Source organism: Mesorhizobium sp. M6A.T.Cr.TU.016.01.1.1 (assembly GCF_003952585.1).
GTDB lineage: Bacteria > Pseudomonadota > Alphaproteobacteria > Rhizobiales > Rhizobiaceae > Mesorhizobium > Mesorhizobium mediterraneum.
Genome location: NZ_CP034452.1, coordinates 2,145,002 through 2,163,075, shown reverse-complemented (window position 1 = coordinate 2,163,075; position 18,074 = coordinate 2,145,002). Strand labels below are relative to the sequence as shown.

Sequence of the window (18,074 nt, the reverse complement as noted above, 5' to 3'; positions counted from 1 at the left end):
TCTAAGTCAGTTGGCGCAAATCAGACAGTTCGAGGATGACGCCATGAGCGTCGGTCGCGCTGGCATGTTCTACCAGATCGAACGACCATCGTTGAGCGCTTTCTGCCACTTCGGCGCGGTAATCCCGGCCTTTGTGGAACAGGCCGCGCCCGCCCGCCGTCAGCCACGGCGCCGATAGGTCAAGCAACGTCGGAAGCGACGCCAGCGCCCTGGCCGTGACGATTTGCGGTGTCGAAACAAGCGGATAGGCATCATCGATGCGCCGCGCGATGACTCTCGCCGGCAGACTGAACTGGCCGACGACCGCTTGCAGGAACGACGCTTTCTTCCGGTTGCTCTCAACCAGATCGATGCTGGCGCCGTCACGCTCGGCAAGCAGGAAGGCAAGCACCAGGCCGGGAAAACCGCCGCCAGAGCCGAGATCGACCCAGCGCTTCGCGTCCGGTTTGATTCGCGCAAGCTGCGCGCTGTCGAGGATGTGGCGGCGCCAGACATCGTCCTGCGTCGATTGCGCCGCCAGGTTTATCCGGCGGTTCCATTTCTGGAAAACCACCTCGAACTCGACCAGGCGTTCGAATGTTTCACGTGAAACCGGACCTGCAACCGCTTGCAGGCTCGCCCAGGAGGCAGCGCTCACGCAACATTCCTTCGCGCAGCAGCCTCGGCATTGCGAACATGCGCGACAATGATTGCCAGTGCCGCCGGGGTCATGCCTTCCATCCGCTGTGCGTCGGCGACGGAACGCGGCTGGCGTGCCAGCATCTTCTGCTTCAGCTCGTTGGACAGGCCCGGAACCGTCGCAAAATCGAGCGAATCCGGAATCAGCCGGCTTTCCTCATGCCTGATCTGCGAGACATCAGCCTGTTGGCGATCGAGATAAACCGAATATTTCGCCTCCGTTTCGAGGCGCTCGGCCGTTTTGGCATCGATTGCCGCGAACGCCGGGGCGATTCGGGCCAACCAAGCGATATCGACACCGGGATAAGCCAGCAACTCATAGGCGGAGCGACGCACTCCGTCCCTGTTGATCTCCAGCCCATGGCGCGCCGCTTCGTTGGGGGTCATGGTCGTTCCAAGCGCAAGGTCCCTCGCCTTTTCAAGCTCCTGCATGACATCGTTGAAGCGCTGCATCCGCTCCGGTGAAGCGATCCCGAGCTTCGTGGCCAGCGGCGTCAGCCGCTCATCGGCATTGTCGGCCCGCAGCGACAGCCGGAACTCGGCCCGCGAAGTGAACATGCGATAGGGTTCGGCAATGCCGCGGCTGGTCAAATCGTCGACCATCACCCCGATATAGGCCTCCGTGCGGCTGAGCACGATCGCGTCGCTTGCCGATGCCTGCCGCGCGGCGTTGAGGCCAGCAAGCAGCCCTTGCGCGCCAGCCTCCTCATACCCGGTGGTGCCGTTGATCTGCCCGGCCAGGAAAAGAGCGCCAATCCGCTTGGTTTCCAGCGTCGGCTTAAGCTCGCGCGGATCGACATGATCATACTCGATGGCATAGCCGGGTTGCAGCATGATGGCACGCTCAAGGCCAGGAATGGTCTTCAGAATGTCGATCTGAACGTCCTCGGGCAGCGAGGTCGAAATGCCGTTGGGGTAAACGGTGTCATCGTCCAGCCCTTCCGGCTCCAGAAAAATCTGGTGGCCTTCGCGGTCGCCGAACTTGACGATCTTGTCTTCGATGGACGGACAGTAGCGCGGCCCGACCCCTTCGATCGAGCCGGAATACATGGCGGAGCGGCTCAGATTGGCGCGGATCAGCTCGTGCGTCGCCGCTGTCGTACGCGTGATGCCGCAATGGATCTGCGGATTGTCGATGCGGTCGGTCATCAGCGAGAACGGCACCGGATCCTCGTCCGCCGCCTGGCTCTCCAGCGACGCCCAATCGATCGTCCGCCCATCCAGCCGCGGCGGCGTGCCGGTCTTCAGCCGCCCGAGCTTGAAACCCGCTCTGCTCATCGTCGCCGACAGGCCAAGGCTGGCCTGCTCGTTCATGCGGCCGGCAACGATCTTCTTCTCGCCGATATGGATTAGCCCGCGCAGGAAAGTGCCGGTCGTCAGCACCACGGCGCCGCAGGCAAGCCGGCGGCCATCCGCCAGCAGCACCGCTGCTATGCGCTCATTGTCGACTTCGAAATCCAGGACCTCGCCCTCGACCACGTCGAGACCGGCCTGCTCGCGAATCGCCGCCTGCATGGCGAGCCGGTAGAGCTTTCTGTCGGCCTGCGTGCGCGGCCCGCGAACTGCCGGTCCCTTGCGACGGTTGAGCAGGCGGAACTGGATGCCGGCAGCGTCGGCGACGCGCCCCATCAGCCCGTCCATGGCGTCGATCTCGCGAACCAAATGGCCCTTGCCGTTCCCGCCGATCGCCGGATTGCAGGACATGACGCCGATCGTCTCGAAGCGCAGCGTCACCAGAGCGGTTTTGGCACCGGCGCGCGCGGCAGCGCTGGCCGCCTCGCAACCAGCATGGCCGCCGCCCACCACAACCACATCATAGTGATCGGTCATTTTAGATTCCCGAATTCAAGTCGACCGACACATGTGCCCGTCAGAACGTAGTGTCAAGAATACGTGTCGCTTGGCGGGCAAATCTCTTCGAAGAAGTGGCGAAAGCCGGCGCCGTCTTCCCTTCTCCCCTTGTGGGAGAAGGTGGATTGGCGCGCAGCGCCAAGACGGTTGAGGGGTGCTGGACGGAGTGCGGTCGGTGCCATGCTGGAACACCCCTCATCCGTCGCCTTCGGCGACACCTTCTCCCACAAGAAGGGGAGAAGGGAGAGCCGCACAAGCACAAGCGCCGGCGCGCCACGCCTCGCCCCGGAATTGGTGAGGAGCGAACTCAACCTGGAGCGATTACCCGGCGAATCGTTTCACGTGAAACAATGCCTTCGACGTGATCACTCAGCGTTTCACGTGAATCATCGCGAGCCTTCCCTCCCCAGTGTTTCACGTGAGTCATTTGCCGATGCAGAATTGCGAGAAGATTACGTCCAGCAAATCCTCGACATCGACCGCCCCACCGATCCGGCCAAGCCTATCAGCTGCCAGCCGCAATTCCTCGGCCCGCAGCTCCTGCCCGCGCTCATCCCCTGCCACCGCCGCAAGCAGAAAGCGTTTCGCCTCATTGAGAAGCTCGACGTGCCGCAGCCGCGACGGCAGGATATCGCCGGCCTCGCCGATCTGCGCTGCCGCGCGACGCCCGATCTCCGCCAGCAGCTCCGCCAGCCCGGCACCGTCTCTGGTCGAGATAACGGCATCGTAGCGCGTCGCAAGCGCCGGTGATTCATCTTGCAACAAATCGACCTTTGTCCCGATCCACAATGTCGGGACCTCCGCTGGTATTGTGCCGATCGGGACCGGGTCCACCATATCCTCCAACACGAGCAACAGATCGGCGGTTCCCGCCTTGCTCCTCGCCCTTTCGATGCCAATCGCCTCGATCCTGCCGGGCGTCTCGCGCAGGCCGGCGGTATCCGTCACCCTGACCCGCATCCCCTCCAAATCCAGCACCACCTCGAGCAGGTCGCGGGTCGTGCCGGGCTCTTCCGTGACGATTGCCGCCTCGCGCCGGGCCAGCGCATTGAACAGGCTTGATTTGCCGGCATTCGGCGCGCCGAGGATGACGACCTCAAACCCGTCGCGGATGATCTCGGCCGCCCGGAATCCCTGGACATGACGCTCGATCTCGTCGGTCATCGCGCGAACATCCGACCAGACCGTCTCTGCAACGGAACCGGGCACATCGTCTTCGTCGGCAAAATCGATCTCGGCTTCGATCATCGCCCGCGCATGGATGAGCCGACGCCGCCAGCCCAGATAGAGCTCGCTCTGCATACCCTCGGCATTCTGCACGGCAAAGCGTCGCTGCGCCTCCGTCTCGGCGTTAACGAGATCGGCCAGCGCCTCGGTCTCGACCAGGTCGACCTTGCCGTTAAGAAAGGCGCGGCGGGTGAACTCGCCCGGCTCGGCATGCCTGACGCCATCGAAGCCGGCGATCGTCTCCAGCATCTTCGCCACCACGGCGCGGCCGCCATGGACATGGAATTCCGCGATATCCTCACCAGTAAAGCTGTTCGGTCCTGCGAAGAAAACGATCAGGCCGCTGTCGAGCACCGATCCGCCCGGCGCCCTGAACTTGCGATAGGCCGCAACACGGTTCTTAACCACTGGACCGGCAATCGTTTCGACGACGAATCGACTTTGCGGACCCGAAATGCGGATCACGGCAACGCCGGCGGGCAGGCGGCCGCTCGACAGGGCAACAATGGAATCACTTGAAATCATTTGCCGACCCAGCACAACCGCCCTAGCTTCGCTTATTCATCGACAATTCGCCGAGTGCCCGACCGTGACATTACCCGCGCAAAATCTGCCCGCGCAAAATCTACTTGCCGAAGAGGCCAGCCCCTATCTGCAGCAGCATAGCGGCAACCCGGTGCATTGGCGGGCGTGGTCGCCGGCGTCGCTCGCCGAAGCAAAGGCGCTGGAGCGGCCAATCCTGCTCTCGGTCGGCTACGCCGCCTGCCACTGGTGCCATGTCATGGCGCACGAAAGCTTCGAGAATGACCATGTCGCCGCCGTCATGAACCGTCTCTTCGTCAATATCAAGGTGGATCGCGAGGAGCGGCCGGACATCGACCAGATCTATATGGCCGCGCTGTCCTCGATGGGCGAGCAGGGCGGATGGCCGCTGACCATGTTCCTGACGCCGGACGGAAAGCCTTTCTGGGGCGGCACCTATTTTCCGCGCGAGACACGCTACGGCCGGCCGGGTTTCGTCCAGGTGCTTGAGGCGGTCGACAAGGCGTGGCGGGAGAAGAAAGAAAGCGTTAACCAAAGCGCCGACGGCCTGACCACGCATGTCGAGGCGCGGCTGGCGGGCACGCATGCCAAGGCCGTGCTCGACCGCGACACGCTCGCGAACCTTGCCCGAGGCATCGACGGCATGATCGACAGGGATCTCGGCGGCCTACGTGGCGCGCCCAAATTCCCCAACGCGCCTTTCATGCAGACGCTTTGGCTGTCGTGGCTGCGCGACGGTAGCACATCGCACCGCGACGCCGTCCTCCTCAGCCTTGAGCAGATGCTGCACGGCGGCATCTACGACCATATTGGCGGCGGGCTGAGTCGCTACTCGACGGATGCCGAATGGCTGGTGCCGCATTTCGAAAAGATGCTCTACGACAACGCGCAGCTCATCCGGCTGTGCAATTGGGCCTATGCGGCATCAGGCAATGATTTGTTCCGGATACGAATCGAAGAGACGATCGACTGGCTTCTGCGCGAAATGCGCGTCGACGGCAGCGCTTTCGCCGCCAGCCTCGACGCCGACAGCGAAGGCGAGGAGGGGTTGTTCTACACCTGGAGCAAGGATGAGATAGAAACCGCTCTCGGTGATGATTCCTCCTTGTTTTTCAAGTACTTCACGCTTTCCGGCCCGCATGGCTGGGAGGGCAAGCCAATCATCCACCAGACGCAAGCCCAGCAAACGCAAAGCGTGGCCGATCGCGATCGGCTCACTCCGTGGAAAGAGAAACTGCTGGCAACCCGGGAGCAACGCGTCAGACCCGGGCGAGACGGAAAAGTCCTGACCGACTGGAACGGCTTGGTCATCGCAGCTCTCGCCGAAGCCGGGCGCGCCCTGAAACGGATCGACTGGATCGAGGCGGCAGAACAGGCCTTCGCCGCCATTGCCAGCGCCGGGCGAGACGGCCGCTTGCCGCATTCGATGCTTGGCGCAAAGAAGCTGTTCCCGGCGCTGTCGAGCGACTACGCCGCCATGGCCAATGCGGCGATCTCGTTGTTCGAGGCTACCGGCACATCGAGCTATGCCGAACTGGCCGGCCAATTCGTCGCACAACTCGACCAATGGCACCGCGACGATGACGACACCGGCTACTATCTGACCGCTTCGGACAGCGCCGATGTGCCGATCCGCATCAGGGGCGATGTCGACGAAGCCATTCCTTCAGCCACCGGCCAGATCATCGAGGCCATGGTCCGATTGTCTTCGCTCTCCGGCGATCTCGAATTGCAGGAAAAGACCTGGAAAATCGCCGAACACGCGGCAGGCCGCGCGGCGCATCAGCCCTATGGCCAGGCGGGCGTCGTCAACGCTTGCGCCTTGGCGATCGAGCCGTTGAAACTGGTGCTGGTGGATGACCCGGAGAATCCCGGGCTTGTTCCGGTTGCGAATCGAAATCCCGACCCGCGCCGGGTCGACACTATCGTGCCGGTCGGCGCGGCAGGGAACCTGCCGATGCTGCCAGGCGGCATCCTGCCGCCAACGACCGAGCCCGGCGCCTGGCTGTGCACCGGGCAGGTCTGCCTGCCGGTGGTAACGGATGCCGAAGAGCTCGAGCGGCGGTTACATCGTCATTAGGCGCAAAGGTGCGCAGAACCGGGAACGCTGGAGGGACAGCGCCCCCCTCTGTCCTGCCGGACATCTCCCCCACTTGGGGGGAGATCGGCAGCTTCGCCGACAGCGTCCCTTTTGCAAAGTTGGTGGTTGGGGAAATCAGTCATCACGGCCAATCTCCCTCCTTGTGGGGGGAGATGTCCGGCAGGACAGAGGGGGCGCGAAGGATCGCCGCGCCTTTGCCCTCTTACGTATTCATCGAATCGAAGAAATCCGCGTTGGTCTTGGTCTGCTTGAGCTTGTCGATCAGGAACTCGATGGCATCGGTCGTTCCCATCGGCGCCAGGATACGGCGCAGCACGAAGATCTTTTGCAGGTCCTGGCGGGCGACCAGCAGGTCTTCCTTGCGGGTGCCGGACTTGAGGATGTCCATGGCCGGGTAGATGCGCTTGTCCGCAACTTTGCGGTCGAGCACGATTTCCGAGTTGCCGGTGCCCTTGAACTCTTCGAAGATGACCTCGTCCATGCGGCTGCCGGTGTCGATCAGCGCGGTGGCGATGATGGTCAGCGAACCGCCTTCCTCGATGTTGCGGGCCGCGCCGAAGAAGCGCTTCGGCCGCTGCAGCGCATTGGCGTCGACACCGCCGGTCAGCACCTTGCCGGATGACGGCACCACGGTGTTGTAGGCGCGGCCTAGGCGGGTGATCGAATCCAGCAGGATGACGACGTCACGCCCGTGCTCGACCAGGCGCTTGGCCTTCTCGATCACCATTTCGGCGACCTGGACGTGACGCACCGCCGGCTCGTCGAAGGTCGAGGAGACAACCTCGCCCTTCACCGAGCGCTGCATGTCGGTGACTTCTTCCGGTCGCTCGTCGATCAAGAGCACGATCAGGTAGCATTCCGGATGATTGGTGGTGATCGAATGGGCGATGTTCTGCAACAGCACCGTCTTACCGGTGCGCGGCTGCGCCACGATCAGGGCGCGCTGGCCTTTGCCGAGCGGCGCTACCAGGTCGATGACGCGGGCCGAGATGTCCTTCGAGGTCGGAACGTCCATCTCCATCTTCAGACGCGAGGTCGGGTAAAGCGGCGTCAGATTGTCGAAATGGATCTTGTGACGGATCTTTTCCGGGTCGTCGAAATTGATCGTATTGACCTTGAGCAGGGCGAAATAGCGCTCGCCCTCCTTCGGGCTGCGGATCGGGCCTTCGACCGTATCGCCGGTCTTCAGCGAGAACCGGCGGATCTGCGACGGCGAGATATAGATATCATCCGGACCCGGCAGATAATTGGCATTGGCCGAGCGCAGGAAGCCAAAACCGTCCTGCAGCACTTCGACCACGCCGTCACCGATGATCTCGATATCCTGCGTTGCCAGCCTCTTCAGGATCGCGAACATCAGCTCCTGCTTGCGCATGACGCTGGCGTTCTCGACCTCGAGCGATTCGGCATAGGCGATCAGCTCTGGCGGTTTCTTGTTCTTGAACTCTGCGAGTTTCATTTCTTGCATCATTAGACGGACTCTGAGTGAGTAAGCATTGGGAAAAATATCGGCGGGATGCGACAAATGCCGGGCGCGGCCGAAGCGATGAATGGGGCGGCGCATGACGGGAAGGAAGACCCGTCTTTTATCGTCGGTCGATTGAAAGAGCAAGCCGCCTTTTGCAGGTCGTCAAAGCCTCAGAAAGGCTTTACGATAACCAGCACGACGATGACGATCATCAGCAATGTGGGGATCTCGTTGACGATCCGCCAGTGCTTCGCGGGCTTTTCGTTGCGGTCCTCGGCGAATTTACGAACCGCGCCGGCCAGATAGCCATGAACGGCTGAGAGGCCGAGCACCGCGGCGATCTTGGCATGCAGCCAGCCGCCCTGAAAACCGAAGCCTTTCCAGGCAAGCCACAGGCCTAACGCCCAGGTGATGATCATGGCCGGATTGATGATGCCGCGCAGCAGCCGACGCTCCATCACCTTGAAGGTCTCCGACTGAACGGAGCCTTTCTCGGCATCGGCATGATAGACCAGCAGCCGCGGCAGATAGAGCATGCCCGCCATCCAGGAAATGACCGCGATGACGTGGATCGCCTTTGCCCAGGGATAGAAATCGTCAGGCCCAAACAAGAACAGCAGCCCAGCCAGGACGAGGAAAATGGCAATCGCGATCGCTGCGCGGCGCATCGCGCCAACACCACTTTCCGCAGGGCCTTTCCCCATCATAGTCACGACGCGCTCCGCACCAGTTTCACCATGGCCTCGACATGCGCGATCGGCGTCTCCGGCGTGATACCGTGGCCGAGATTGAAGATCAGCGGCCCATCGCCCAACGCCCCAAGGATCGCCTCGACACCGTCGGCTAGAGCCTTGCCGCCGGCCACCAGCCGCAACGGATCGAGATTGCCCTGCACGGCGCCGCCGTGCTGCAGTTCCTTCGCTGTCGTCAACGGCACGGTCCAGTCGAGCCCCAGCCCCGTCACGCCGGTCTTCTGGCGATAGCTCAAGTAATGGGTGCCGGCGCCCTTGGGAAAGCCGATGATCGGAACGTCGGGATGGACGGCCCGGACCTGCCTGACGATCTCGGCCACCGGCCTGACGCAAAAGGCCTCGAAAGAAACGTCGTCGAGCACGCCCGACCACGAGTCAAAGATCTGCACCACATCGGCGCCGGCCTCGATCTGGCGGATCAGGTAGGCAGCCGAGTGGTCGGCAAGCACGTTCAGCAGCTGCAAGAAAGCCGCCGGCTCGCGATAGGCGAACAGCCGCGCTGGCGCCTGGTCAGGCGTGCCATGGCCGGCGATCATATAGGTCGCCACCGTCCACGGCGCGCCGCAGAAGCCAATCAGCGTCGTCTCGTCAGGCAGTTTTGCCCGTAATCGCCTGACCGTCTCATAGACCGGTTCGAGATTCACGTGAAACGTTTCGCCGTCGAGAGCCGCAATCTCCGTGGCCGAGATCGGCGTCAAAAGCGGCCCGCGTCCTTCCTCGAAGCGGACGTCGCGGCCCAGCGCATGCGGCACGACAAGGATATCGGAAAACAGGATCGATGCATCGAAGCCGAAGCGCTCGATCGGCTGCAGGGTCACCTCCACCGCAAGATCGGGATTATAGCAGAGATCGAGGAACGACCCGGCCCGCCTGCGCGTCTCCCGATATTCCGGCAGATAGCGGCCGGCCTGACGCATCATCCAGAGAGGCGGCGGAAACACCGCTTCGCCCTTCAACACGTCCAGCATGATCCGGTTTTCAGGCATTCAGCGCTCGCATGGTGGCCTGCGGCCGATCGCAGATGTTGGAGATTGGCGGCTGAAGGCCGATCGGCAGCGACCGTTCATGATCTCTCTTAGGCCCACTCAAAGAGTCAAATCCTCTGCCTCTCCAGGCTTCTCTATAATTAAATATTCTATTTCTAGGAATCTTATGATTCTAAGAGTCTGTTGGTATCGGTGGTTGTCTCCTGTCCCGTTTTGCCCCGGAAAAGGCCAGCCAGCATATTGTCGCGTGCTTCTTCTGCCGGATAGGAGGGGATTGGGGACAGTTGGAAATTTCCGACTGGGAACAATGCGTTGCCGCCCGCGCAAAGAGAATGGGCCTGTGGATGGGGCTGAGTCAAAAAAGCCCGTCCCCGGACTTGTCCCCAGCCGCCCGACGAAGCCGACAGCGCATCGAATTGTGGACAAACTGGCATCTGATACAGTCGCCCCAAACCGACCGATCTTTCCGACCGACCTTATCCACATCGGCCCACAGCTTGGAACGAACGCCTGTGAACAAACCCCAGAGCTTCTTTCACCTTCACCTGATTTCCGATGCCACCGGTGAAACGCTGCTGGCGGCCGGGCGGGCGGCTTCCGCGCAATACAAGGATGCGCGCGCCATCGAGCATATCTACCCGCTCATCCGCACCGAAAAGCAGGTGACGAAAGTGTTCGAGGACATCGAGGAGGAGCCGGGCATCATCCTCTATACGGTTGTCGACCAGAAACTCGCCCGCGGCATCGACGAACGCTGCGCCGCCATGGGCCTGCCTTGCGTCTCAGTGCTGGAACCGGTGCTGACCGTGTTCCAGTCCTATCTCGGCACGCCGGCCGGCCGCCGCGTCGGCGCCCAGCATGTGCTGGACGCCGAATATTTTCGCCGCATCGACGCGCTCAACTTCACCATGGAGCATGATGACGGCCAGCTGCCGGCCAATATGGACGACGCCGACATCGTGCTCGTCGGCATTTCGCGCACGTCGAAGACCCCGACCAGCATCTACCTCGCCAATCGCGGTATCAAGACCGCCAACATCCCGATCGTGCTCGGCGTGCCGGTTCCGGAAAGCCTGGTCAGCGCCACGAAGCCGCTGATCGTCGGGTTGATTGCCACCGCCGAGCGAATCTCGCAGGTCCGCCAGAACCGCATCCTCGGCAACACCAGCGCCTATGAGCCGACCGACTATGTCGACCGCGCCGCGATCTCCGAGGAACTCGCCTACGCCCGCCAGATCTGCACCCGGCATGGCTGGCCGATGATCGACGTCAGCCGCCGCTCGATCGAGGAGACGGCGGCGGCCATCGTTGCCCTGCGGGGTAAGACACGGTAGGGTTCGGGCGCTTGTGCTGTGGGCGGTCCTTTCCTTCTCCCCTTGTGGGAGAAGGTGGCCGAGCGAAGCTCGGTCGGATGAGGGGTGTTCCAGCTTGGCACCGACAGCAATCCTTCCAACACCCCTCAACCGTCTTGGCGCTGCGCGCCAATCCACCTTCTCCCACAAGGGGAGAAGGGCAAGACCGGACGAAAAACCATGACCGAAAAAATCATCCTCGCCTCGGGAAGTCCGTTCCGCAAGGCTATGCTCGTCAATGCCGGCATCGCCATCGAGGCGGTTCCGGCGGAAGTCGATGAGCGCGCGCTTGAGGCTCCGCTAAAAGACAGCGGTATCTCGCCCGAGGACGTCGCCCTGGTGCTCGCCGAGGCCAAGGCCACCGAGGTCAGCGAGAGAAAGCCCGGCGCCCTGGTGCTTGGCTGCGACCAGACGCTGTCGCTCGGCGACGAAGTGTTCCACAAGCCGGCCGACATGGAAGGCGCGCGCCGCCATCTCTTGGCGCTATCGGGCAAGACCCATCAGCTCAACAGCGCCGTGGTGCTGGCCCGCGACGGCGCAGTTCTGTGGCGGCATGTCGGCATCGCCAGCCTGACCATGCGCAAGCTCGACCCGGCCTTCATCGGCCGTCACCTGGCGCGGGTCGGCGCCAAGGCGCTGTCCAGCGTCGGCGCCTACCAGATCGAAGGCGAGGGCATCCAGCTGTTCGAAAAAATAGAAGGCGACTATTTCACCATCGTCGGCCTACCGCTTTTGCCCGTCCTGGCCAAGCTGCGTGACCTCGGAGCCATCGATGGCTGAGGCCGCGAAAAAGGCCTTCGTCACCGGCCACCCGGTCGCGCATTCGCGGTCGCCCAAGATCCACTCCTATTGGCTGGCGACATACGGGATCGACGGCAGCTACCGGGCCATCGACGTCGCGCCGGACGATTTTGCCGAATTCGTCAAAACGCTCGAGACGAATGGCTACCGCGGCGGCAACGTCACCATCCCGCACAAGGAGGCCGCCTTCGCGCTGGCGGCGCGCCGCGACGATGCGGCCGAGCAAATCGGCGCGGTCAACACGCTGTGGTTCGACGGCGGAAAACTGTGGGGCGGCAACACCGACGCCCATGGCTTTGCCGCCAATCTCGACGAGCATGCGCCGGGCTGGGCAAACAATGGCCCGGCCGTGGTGCTCGGCGCCGGCGGCGCCTCCCGCGCGGTCATCCAGGCGCTGATTGAGCGCGGCATCAGCGACATCCGCATCGTCAACCGGACGCTTGCGAGGGCGCAGGAGCTGCGCGACCGTTTCGGTGCCGGGGTCTCGGCCCACGGCACGGCCGCGACCGGCGAGCTGCTTGCCGATGCCGGCCTGCTGGTCAACACGTCAGCGCTCGGCATGCATGGCAATGAAGGCCTGTCCGCCGACCCGGCCAGGCTGCCGGACCATGCCATCGTCACCGACATTGTCTATGTGCCGCTGGAAACGCCATTGCTGGCCGCAGCCAAAGCGCGGGGCCTGGAAACCGTCGACGGGCTCGGCATGCTGCTGCACCAGGCGGTGCCCGGCTTCGAGCGCTGGTTCGGGATCAGGCCGGAGGTCACTGCCGAATTGCGCCGGATGATCGTCGCCGATCTCGGCGCCAAGGAGCGAAAGGCATGATCGTGCTCGGCCTCACCGGATCGATCGGCATGGGCAAGTCGACCACGGCGAAGATGTTTGCCGAGGCCGGCGTGCCGGTCCACGATTCGGACGAAGCGGTGCATCGCCTCTACGCCGGCAAGGCGGCGCCGCTGGTGGAGGCGGCTTTTCCCGGAACCACCGGATCAGGGTCGGTCGATCGCACAAAGCTGGCCGAGCGGGTGCTTGGCGATGCGGCTGCGCTGAAACGGCTGGAAGCGATCATCCATCCGCTGGTCCGCGCCGACGCCGACGCCTTCCTGGCCAGGAACCGCGCCGCCGGCGCACCGCTTGTCGTTCTCGATATCCCGCTGCTGTTCGAAACCGGCGGCCGAGACCGCGTCGACAAGGTCGTGGTCGTCACCGCCTCGGCCGAAATCCAGCGCGCCCGGGTGCTGGCGCGGCCGGGCATGAGCGAAGAGAAACTGGCGTCGATCCTGGCCAGGCAGGTTCCCGACGCCGAAAAACGCAGCCAAGCCGATTTCGTCATCGACACCGGACAGGGTTTTGATGCGGCGCGCGCGGCGGTCAATGCGATCGTCGCCGAACTGGCCGGGGATAAGGTCGGCAAGCCTGCTTAACGACGCTTGCAACCGGCGTAATATGTTGCCAATTTGTTCCCATCATGATTCGGCTAGAGTGACGCCGGAGCCAACGGGTTGTTTAGATGCGCGAGATCATCTTCGATACGGAAACCACCGGTCTCGATTTCCGCGACGACCGCGTCATCGAGCTTGGCTGCATCGAGCTGGTCAATCGTTTCCCGACCGGCCGCACCTTCCACCATTACATCAACCCGCAGGGACGACCGATTCATGCGGAGGCGCAGGCCGTTCATGGCATCAGCGCCGCCGACCTCACGGGCAAGCCGACCTTCAGCGACATCGCCGAGGAGTTTCTTGCCTTCATCGGCGGCGCCAAGCTGGTCGCCCACAATGCCACTTTCGACATCACTTTCCTCAATGTCGAATTTGGCCGGCTTGGCCACCCGGTCGTTGACCCCGGGCTTGTCGTCGACACGCTGGCGCTGGCGCGCCGCAAGCATCCGATGGGACCGAATTCGCTGGACGCGCTCTGCCGGCGCTACGGCATCGACAATGCCCGTCGCACCAAGCACGGCGCGCTGCTCGATTCGGAATTGCTGGCCGAGGTCTATATCGAGCTCATCGGCGGCAAGCAGGCGGCGCTCATCCTCGACAGTGCCACGGCGCCGGCCGGCGGCAGGAGAAATGTCGACGATATCGACATCAGCATCGGCGTGCGGCCGATAGCGCTGCCGTCTCGCCTGACCGACGCAGAGCGCACCGCGCACGCGAGCATGGTCGGCACCTTAGGAGAAAAGGCGCTCTGGCTGCGCGTCGCCCCGGAAGCGAGTTCCGCGGCATAGTGATTTTGGGGGCCGAACCGACGCGGCGCAGACCCTGGGATCCATGCCGTTACCTCAGCCGAAGAGTGCAGCGGCTCAGGATCAGCCGACCTGTAGCGATCCTTCGCGCCCCCCTCTGCCCTGCCGGGCATCTCCCCCACGAGGGGGGAGATTGGCAGCTTCGACGCTCCGCTCATTCCTGCAACGTTGGCGATTGGCGAAAGCCGGTGTGATGTCCGATCTCCCCCCTTGTGGGGGAGATGTCCGGCAGGACAGAGGGGGGCGCTGTCCCGCCGACTTCCCTACAAAAAAGCCCGGCGCGAGGCCGGGCTTCTTAAACGCTACCGAGATAGCCTTCAGCTCGCCTTGACCTTGCCGGCGGCCTGGTCCTCGGCCAACTTCTGCTGGAACATCTGGGCGAAATCGATCGGGTCGAGCATCAAGGGCGGGAAGCCGCCATTGCGCGTCGCCTCGGCGATGATCTGCCTGGCGAACGGGAACAACAGCCGCGGACATTCGATGAACAGCAGCGGCAGCATATGCTCCTGCGGGAAACCGCTGATGGCGAAAACGCCGCCATAGACCAGCTCGACATTGAACAGCACTTCCTTATCGAAGGACGCCTTGGCGTTCAGCGTCAGATTGACGTCGAACTGCTTGTCCGAAAGCGGGTTGGCGTTGACATTGACGTTGATGGCGATGCCGGGGGCCTTGTCGCGGCCGCGCAGCGAATTCGGCGCGCCGGGGCTTTCGAAGGAAAGGTCCTTCACATATTGGGCGAGCACGTTGAGCGAAGGCTGCGTCACGTCACCGTTGCCATTGGCCGCGCCGGTCGGCGCGTCGTCTTTGCTGGCCATAAGCTGTTGTCCTTTTGCCTGGGCAGCGTTGCTGACCGGATTGAAATCGGGCGTTCGCTACCATGGTCGGCATGACAAGACAAGGTTTGCCGGGCATTCGTTCCGGAGGCGTTTGCCGACCTAGTCGTCCTTGAGGCGACCTAGTCGTCCTTGAGGCGGCGCCAGGGAGAAGTGTGATCCGGTCCACGCCCGTGATCGTCGCCGCGCGAATAGTCGCCGTCGTCGAGATCGATGGTCTTGTCGCGTTGCCGGGCGCGGAAACCGCCGGTGCCGAAATTGGTCGCCAGCACGATACGGCCTTTCAACAGGCGCCAGGCAAGGTCGCGGACCGGCGGCAGGAACAGCAGAATGCCGAAAATGTCTGTTATGAAGCCGGGAATGATGAGCAGGATCGCCGCCAGCACGATCATCGCGCCGTGCGCGAGCTGGCGGCTTGGATCACGTCCGGCGTCCATCTCGGCACGGACCCGGCTCATGACGCCGAAACCCTGGTATCGCAACAACAGCGCGCCGGCGATGCTCGAGGCCAGCACCAGGCCGACCGTCGCCAATGCGCCGACCTGGCGGCCGACAACGACGAAACCGGCGATCTCCAGCAGCGGAAGCGCGAGAATGAACAGGGGAAGCAGCGAAATACGCAAATCTTGACCGATCGTTTCCATGTTTTGCCGGCCGGCGAGCAATCGCCGCTGGCACTGGAGCTTGTAGATAGGTATGCCTGCCTTTAATTTGAATGATGGCACCTTGCGTTCTATATGCTTTGAATGTTGAACGCTATGCGACCGCAGCCATTGCTAGGCCGGGCGGTCCGGCCGGAGTAGGGATTGATTGGCGGAAGATATGGGATTCTTCGACTTCGGCACGATTTTCTTTCTGGTTGCGGCGGTTGTGATCTTTTTCCAGCTGCGCAACGTGCTCGGCCGCCGCACCGGCAGCGAACGCCCGCCCTTCGATCCCTATACGGCGAGCCGGACGCGCGAGGACGCCGCCCAGAAACCCGAGAATGTGGTCTCACTGCCGCGCAAGCGGGCGCCGGGAGAGCCGGCCATCGACGCCTATGCGGCGATCGACGCCTTCGCCAAGCCTGACACCGATCTCAACAGGGGCCTGCGCACGATCAAGGACAATGATCCGGCATTCGACCCCAAGACCTTCGTCGACGGCGCCAAGATGGCCTATGAGATGATCGTCATGGCCTACGCCGATGGCGACCGCAAGACGCTGAAGAACTTGTTGTCGCGCGAGGTCTATGACGGCTTTGTCGCGGCCATCGGCGACCGTGAGGCGAAATCGGAAAAGATTCAGTCGTCTTTCGTCGGCATCGACAAGGCCGACATCGTCTCCGCCGAGATGAAGGGCGGCGAGGCGCATATCACGCTGCGCATCGTCAGCGAGCTGATTTCGGCGACGCGCGACAAGGCCGGCGCCGTCATCGACGGCGATCCCGAGACCGTCGCCGAGGTCAAGGACGTCTGGACATTCGCCCGCGACACGCGCTCGCGCGACCCGAACTGGAAGCTGGTCGCCACCGAAGAAGAAGACTGAGCCCGGACCACGGCGGGGTCTGTCGTGTCGCTTTCTCAGGCGTTCCGCGAAAAATCCTTTGACGATCTGCCCGGTTGGGACGAGGACGACTATCTGTCTGCGTTCGCGGCTTTCCGGCGTTCGGCTTTTCATGTCCTGACAAAACCCTATCGCTCCGGCGGGCTCGGCGTCGACTTCAACGCCTTCACCGACGCCTACGCTGCGGCCCGCACCGTTCCGCCAACCGACCGGGCGCAAGCCCGCGCCTTCTTCGAGCGTCATTTCATCCCGGCGCACATAAGGGCCGAAGGCAGCGGCGCCGGCCTCGTCACCGGCTTCTATGAACCCGTGGTCGACGCCTCACCGGTGCGAACCGAGCGCTTTACGGTGCCGCTGCTGTCGCGCCCGGCCGACCTCGTCGACATCGACGACGCCAACCGGCCGCCCGGCATGGACCTTTATCTCGCCTTCGGCCGCGAGACGCCGAACGGACCGGTCGAGTACTTCGACCGCGGCGAGATCGAGCGCGGCGTGCTTGCCGGCGAAGGTTTGGCCGGCAAAAGCCTGGCCGGCAAGGGGTTGGAAATCGCCTGGCTCGCCGACAAGGTCGACGCCTTCTTCATCCATGTGCAGGGTTCTGCGCGGCTCACCATGACCGACGGCCGGCTTTGCCGCGTCACCTATGCCGCCAAATCCGGCCGGCGCTTTACCGGACCGGGCAAGATCCTGAGTGAGCTAGGCGAAATCCCGCTGCAAGCGGTGACCATGCAGTCGATCCGCGCCTGGTTCAAGGCGCATCCGGATCGCATCGACGAGATCCTGTGGCGCAACCGCTCCTATATTTTTTTCCGCGAGATTTCCCTCAGCGAGGCGGGGGTCGACGACCCGGAACTCGGGCCGATCGCTGCCGCAAAGGTGCCGCTGACGCCGGGCCGCTCCGTCGCCGTCGACCGGCTGCTCCATACGTTCGGCACGCCGTTCTACATCGACGCGCCGTCGCTGACCGCCTTCGATAAAAAGCCGTTCCGGCGGCTGATGATCGCGCAGGACACCGGCTCGGCCATCACCGGGCCGGCCCGTGGCGACCTGTTCGCCGGAACGGGCGACGCGGCCGGCGAGATCGCCGGTGTCGTCCGCAATCCTGCCGATTTCTACGCGCTGATACCGCGTCCGCTTGTTCGGGAGGCGGGGCGATGACCCGACGCATCGACAGGCTGAGCGAGGACGACCGGGTGCTGTGGAACCTGGTGGCGCGCACGGCCAAGCCGCTGAAGGGCAAGTCCACCATCGACAGTCCCGACATCGGCCCGGACAACGGTGATGACACGAAGCCACCGCCGCGTGCCCAGGCCATGGCTCCGGCCGCGGCGGCGAAAGCAAAGACGCAGCACGTTTCACATGCGCTCGACGAACCGACGCTGGAAAAACTGTCGAAGGGCCGGCTGCCGATCGAAGGCCGCGTCGATCTGCATGGCCTGACCCAGGACGAGGCCTATTCGCTATTGTTTTCCTTCCTGCACCGGGCGCATGCCGGCGGCATCCGCTATGTGCTGGTCATCACCGGCAAAGGCTCCTCGTCGGGCGGCGACGGCGTCTTGCGGCGCGCCGTGCCGGCCTGGCTGTCGACACCCGCATTCAGGCCGCTCGTCTCCAGCCACGACCATGCCGCCCGCAACCATGGCGGCTCGGGCGCGCTCTATGTCCGCCTGCGGCGGGCGCGCCCTTGA

The 18,074-nt window shown here is 63.4% G+C and carries 17 protein-coding genes; 9 read left to right on the top strand and 8 right to left on the bottom strand.

The genetic code is table 11. From position 1 onward, the window contains the following. Position 1 precedes the first annotated feature (1 nt). The 3 genes from rsmG to mnmE form a co-directional block, all read right to left on the bottom strand. On the bottom strand, positions 2-637 hold the full coding sequence (gene rsmG, locus EJ075_RS10170) for a 16S rRNA (guanine(527)-N(7))-methyltransferase RsmG (RefSeq protein ID WP_126104263.1): 636 nt from the start codon (positions 635-637) through the stop codon (positions 2-4). Beyond that, complete coding sequence (gene mnmG / locus EJ075_RS10165; protein WP_126104262.1) at positions 634-2,508, bottom strand: tRNA uridine-5-carboxymethylaminomethyl(34) synthesis enzyme MnmG; 1,875 nt, start codon at positions 2,506-2,508, stop codon at positions 634-636. The genes rsmG and mnmG overlap by 4 nt, the downstream gene beginning before the upstream one ends. A 444-nt stretch (positions 2,509-2,952) precedes the next feature. Beyond that, complete coding sequence (gene mnmE / locus EJ075_RS10160; RefSeq protein ID WP_126104261.1) at positions 2,953-4,281, bottom strand: tRNA uridine-5-carboxymethylaminomethyl(34) synthesis GTPase MnmE; 1,329 nt, start codon at positions 4,279-4,281, stop codon at positions 2,953-2,955. Positions 4,282-4,345: 64 nt separating this feature from the next. Here mnmE and EJ075_RS10155 point away from each other — a divergent pair, with 64 nt between their 5' ends. Beyond that, the gene (locus EJ075_RS10155) at positions 4,346-6,379 is read left to right on the top strand and encodes a thioredoxin domain-containing protein (RefSeq protein ID WP_245458133.1); all 2,034 of its coding nucleotides are present in this window, start codon (positions 4,346-4,348) and stop codon (positions 6,377-6,379) included. 223 nt (positions 6,380-6,602) lie between these two features. Here the strand turns inward: EJ075_RS10155 and rho are convergent, their stop codons facing one another. The 3 genes from rho to hemE all read right to left on the bottom strand — a co-directional run bounded on the left by rho (position 6,603) and on the right by hemE (position 9,606). Next, the gene (gene rho / locus EJ075_RS10145; protein ID WP_095485107.1) at positions 6,603-7,868 is read right to left on the bottom strand and encodes a transcription termination factor Rho; all 1,266 of its coding nucleotides are present in this window, start codon (positions 7,866-7,868) and stop codon (positions 6,603-6,605) included. 170 nt (positions 7,869-8,038) lie between these two features. Further along, the gene (hemJ, locus tag EJ075_RS10140) at positions 8,039-8,575 is read right to left on the bottom strand and encodes a protoporphyrinogen oxidase HemJ (protein ID WP_126104259.1); all 537 of its coding nucleotides are present in this window, start codon (positions 8,573-8,575) and stop codon (positions 8,039-8,041) included. A gap of 2 nt (positions 8,576-8,577) precedes the next feature. Continuing rightward, positions 8,578-9,606, bottom strand: coding sequence for a uroporphyrinogen decarboxylase (gene hemE, locus EJ075_RS10135; protein WP_126104258.1), 1,029 nt, complete (start codon positions 9,604-9,606; stop codon positions 8,578-8,580). A gap of 512 nt (positions 9,607-10,118) precedes the next feature. On the opposite strand from hemE, the gene EJ075_RS10130 reads away from it, so the two are divergent. From EJ075_RS10130 to dnaQ, 5 genes are all read left to right on the top strand, one after another. After that, the gene (locus EJ075_RS10130) at positions 10,119-10,940 is read left to right on the top strand and encodes a pyruvate, water dikinase regulatory protein (protein ID WP_126104257.1); all 822 of its coding nucleotides are present in this window, start codon (positions 10,119-10,121) and stop codon (positions 10,938-10,940) included. A gap of 198 nt (positions 10,941-11,138) precedes the next feature. Continuing rightward, entirely contained in the window at positions 11,139-11,738 is a 600-nt protein-coding gene (locus EJ075_RS10125; RefSeq protein ID WP_126104256.1) for a Maf-like protein, read from the top strand. After that, on the top strand, positions 11,731-12,582 hold the full coding sequence (locus EJ075_RS10120) for a shikimate dehydrogenase (RefSeq protein ID WP_126104255.1): 852 nt from the start codon (positions 11,731-11,733) through the stop codon (positions 12,580-12,582). The genes EJ075_RS10125 and EJ075_RS10120 overlap by 8 nt, the downstream gene beginning before the upstream one ends. Then, entirely contained in the window at positions 12,579-13,181 is a 603-nt protein-coding gene (coaE, locus tag EJ075_RS10115) for a dephospho-CoA kinase (protein WP_126104254.1), read from the top strand. The genes EJ075_RS10120 and coaE overlap by 4 nt, the downstream gene beginning before the upstream one ends. Before the next feature lie 86 nt (positions 13,182-13,267). Then, the gene (gene dnaQ, locus EJ075_RS10110; protein ID WP_126104253.1) at positions 13,268-13,987 is read left to right on the top strand and encodes a DNA polymerase III subunit epsilon; all 720 of its coding nucleotides are present in this window, start codon (positions 13,268-13,270) and stop codon (positions 13,985-13,987) included. A 335-nt stretch (positions 13,988-14,322) separates the two neighbouring features. Here the strand turns inward: dnaQ and secB are convergent, their stop codons facing one another. Both secB and EJ075_RS10095 read right to left on the bottom strand, forming a co-directional pair. After that, positions 14,323-14,823: a protein-export chaperone SecB gene (gene secB, locus EJ075_RS10100; protein WP_126104252.1), complete on the bottom strand. Its 501-nt coding sequence runs from the start codon at positions 14,821-14,823 to the stop codon at positions 14,323-14,325. 140 nt (positions 14,824-14,963) lie between these two features. Then, complete coding sequence (locus EJ075_RS10095; protein WP_095485105.1) at positions 14,964-15,464, bottom strand: FxsA family protein; 501 nt, start codon at positions 15,462-15,464, stop codon at positions 14,964-14,966. A 199-nt stretch (positions 15,465-15,663) separates the two neighbouring features. Here EJ075_RS10095 and EJ075_RS10090 point away from each other — a divergent pair, with 199 nt between their 5' ends. From EJ075_RS10090 to EJ075_RS10080, 3 genes are read left to right on the top strand one after another with little or no spacing between them, the layout of a single operon-like run. Further along, positions 15,664-16,368 (top strand): Tim44/TimA family putative adaptor protein, encoded by a 705-nt coding sequence (locus EJ075_RS10090; RefSeq protein ID WP_126104251.1) that lies wholly within the window; start codon positions 15,664-15,666, stop codon positions 16,366-16,368. A gap of 24 nt (positions 16,369-16,392) precedes the next feature. Further along, complete coding sequence (locus tag EJ075_RS10085) at positions 16,393-17,544, top strand: murein transglycosylase A (RefSeq protein ID WP_126104250.1); 1,152 nt, start codon at positions 16,393-16,395, stop codon at positions 17,542-17,544. After that, positions 17,541-18,074 (top strand): Smr/MutS family protein, encoded by a 534-nt coding sequence (locus EJ075_RS10080; RefSeq protein WP_126104249.1) that lies wholly within the window; start codon positions 17,541-17,543, stop codon positions 18,072-18,074. The genes EJ075_RS10085 and EJ075_RS10080 overlap by 4 nt, the downstream gene beginning before the upstream one ends.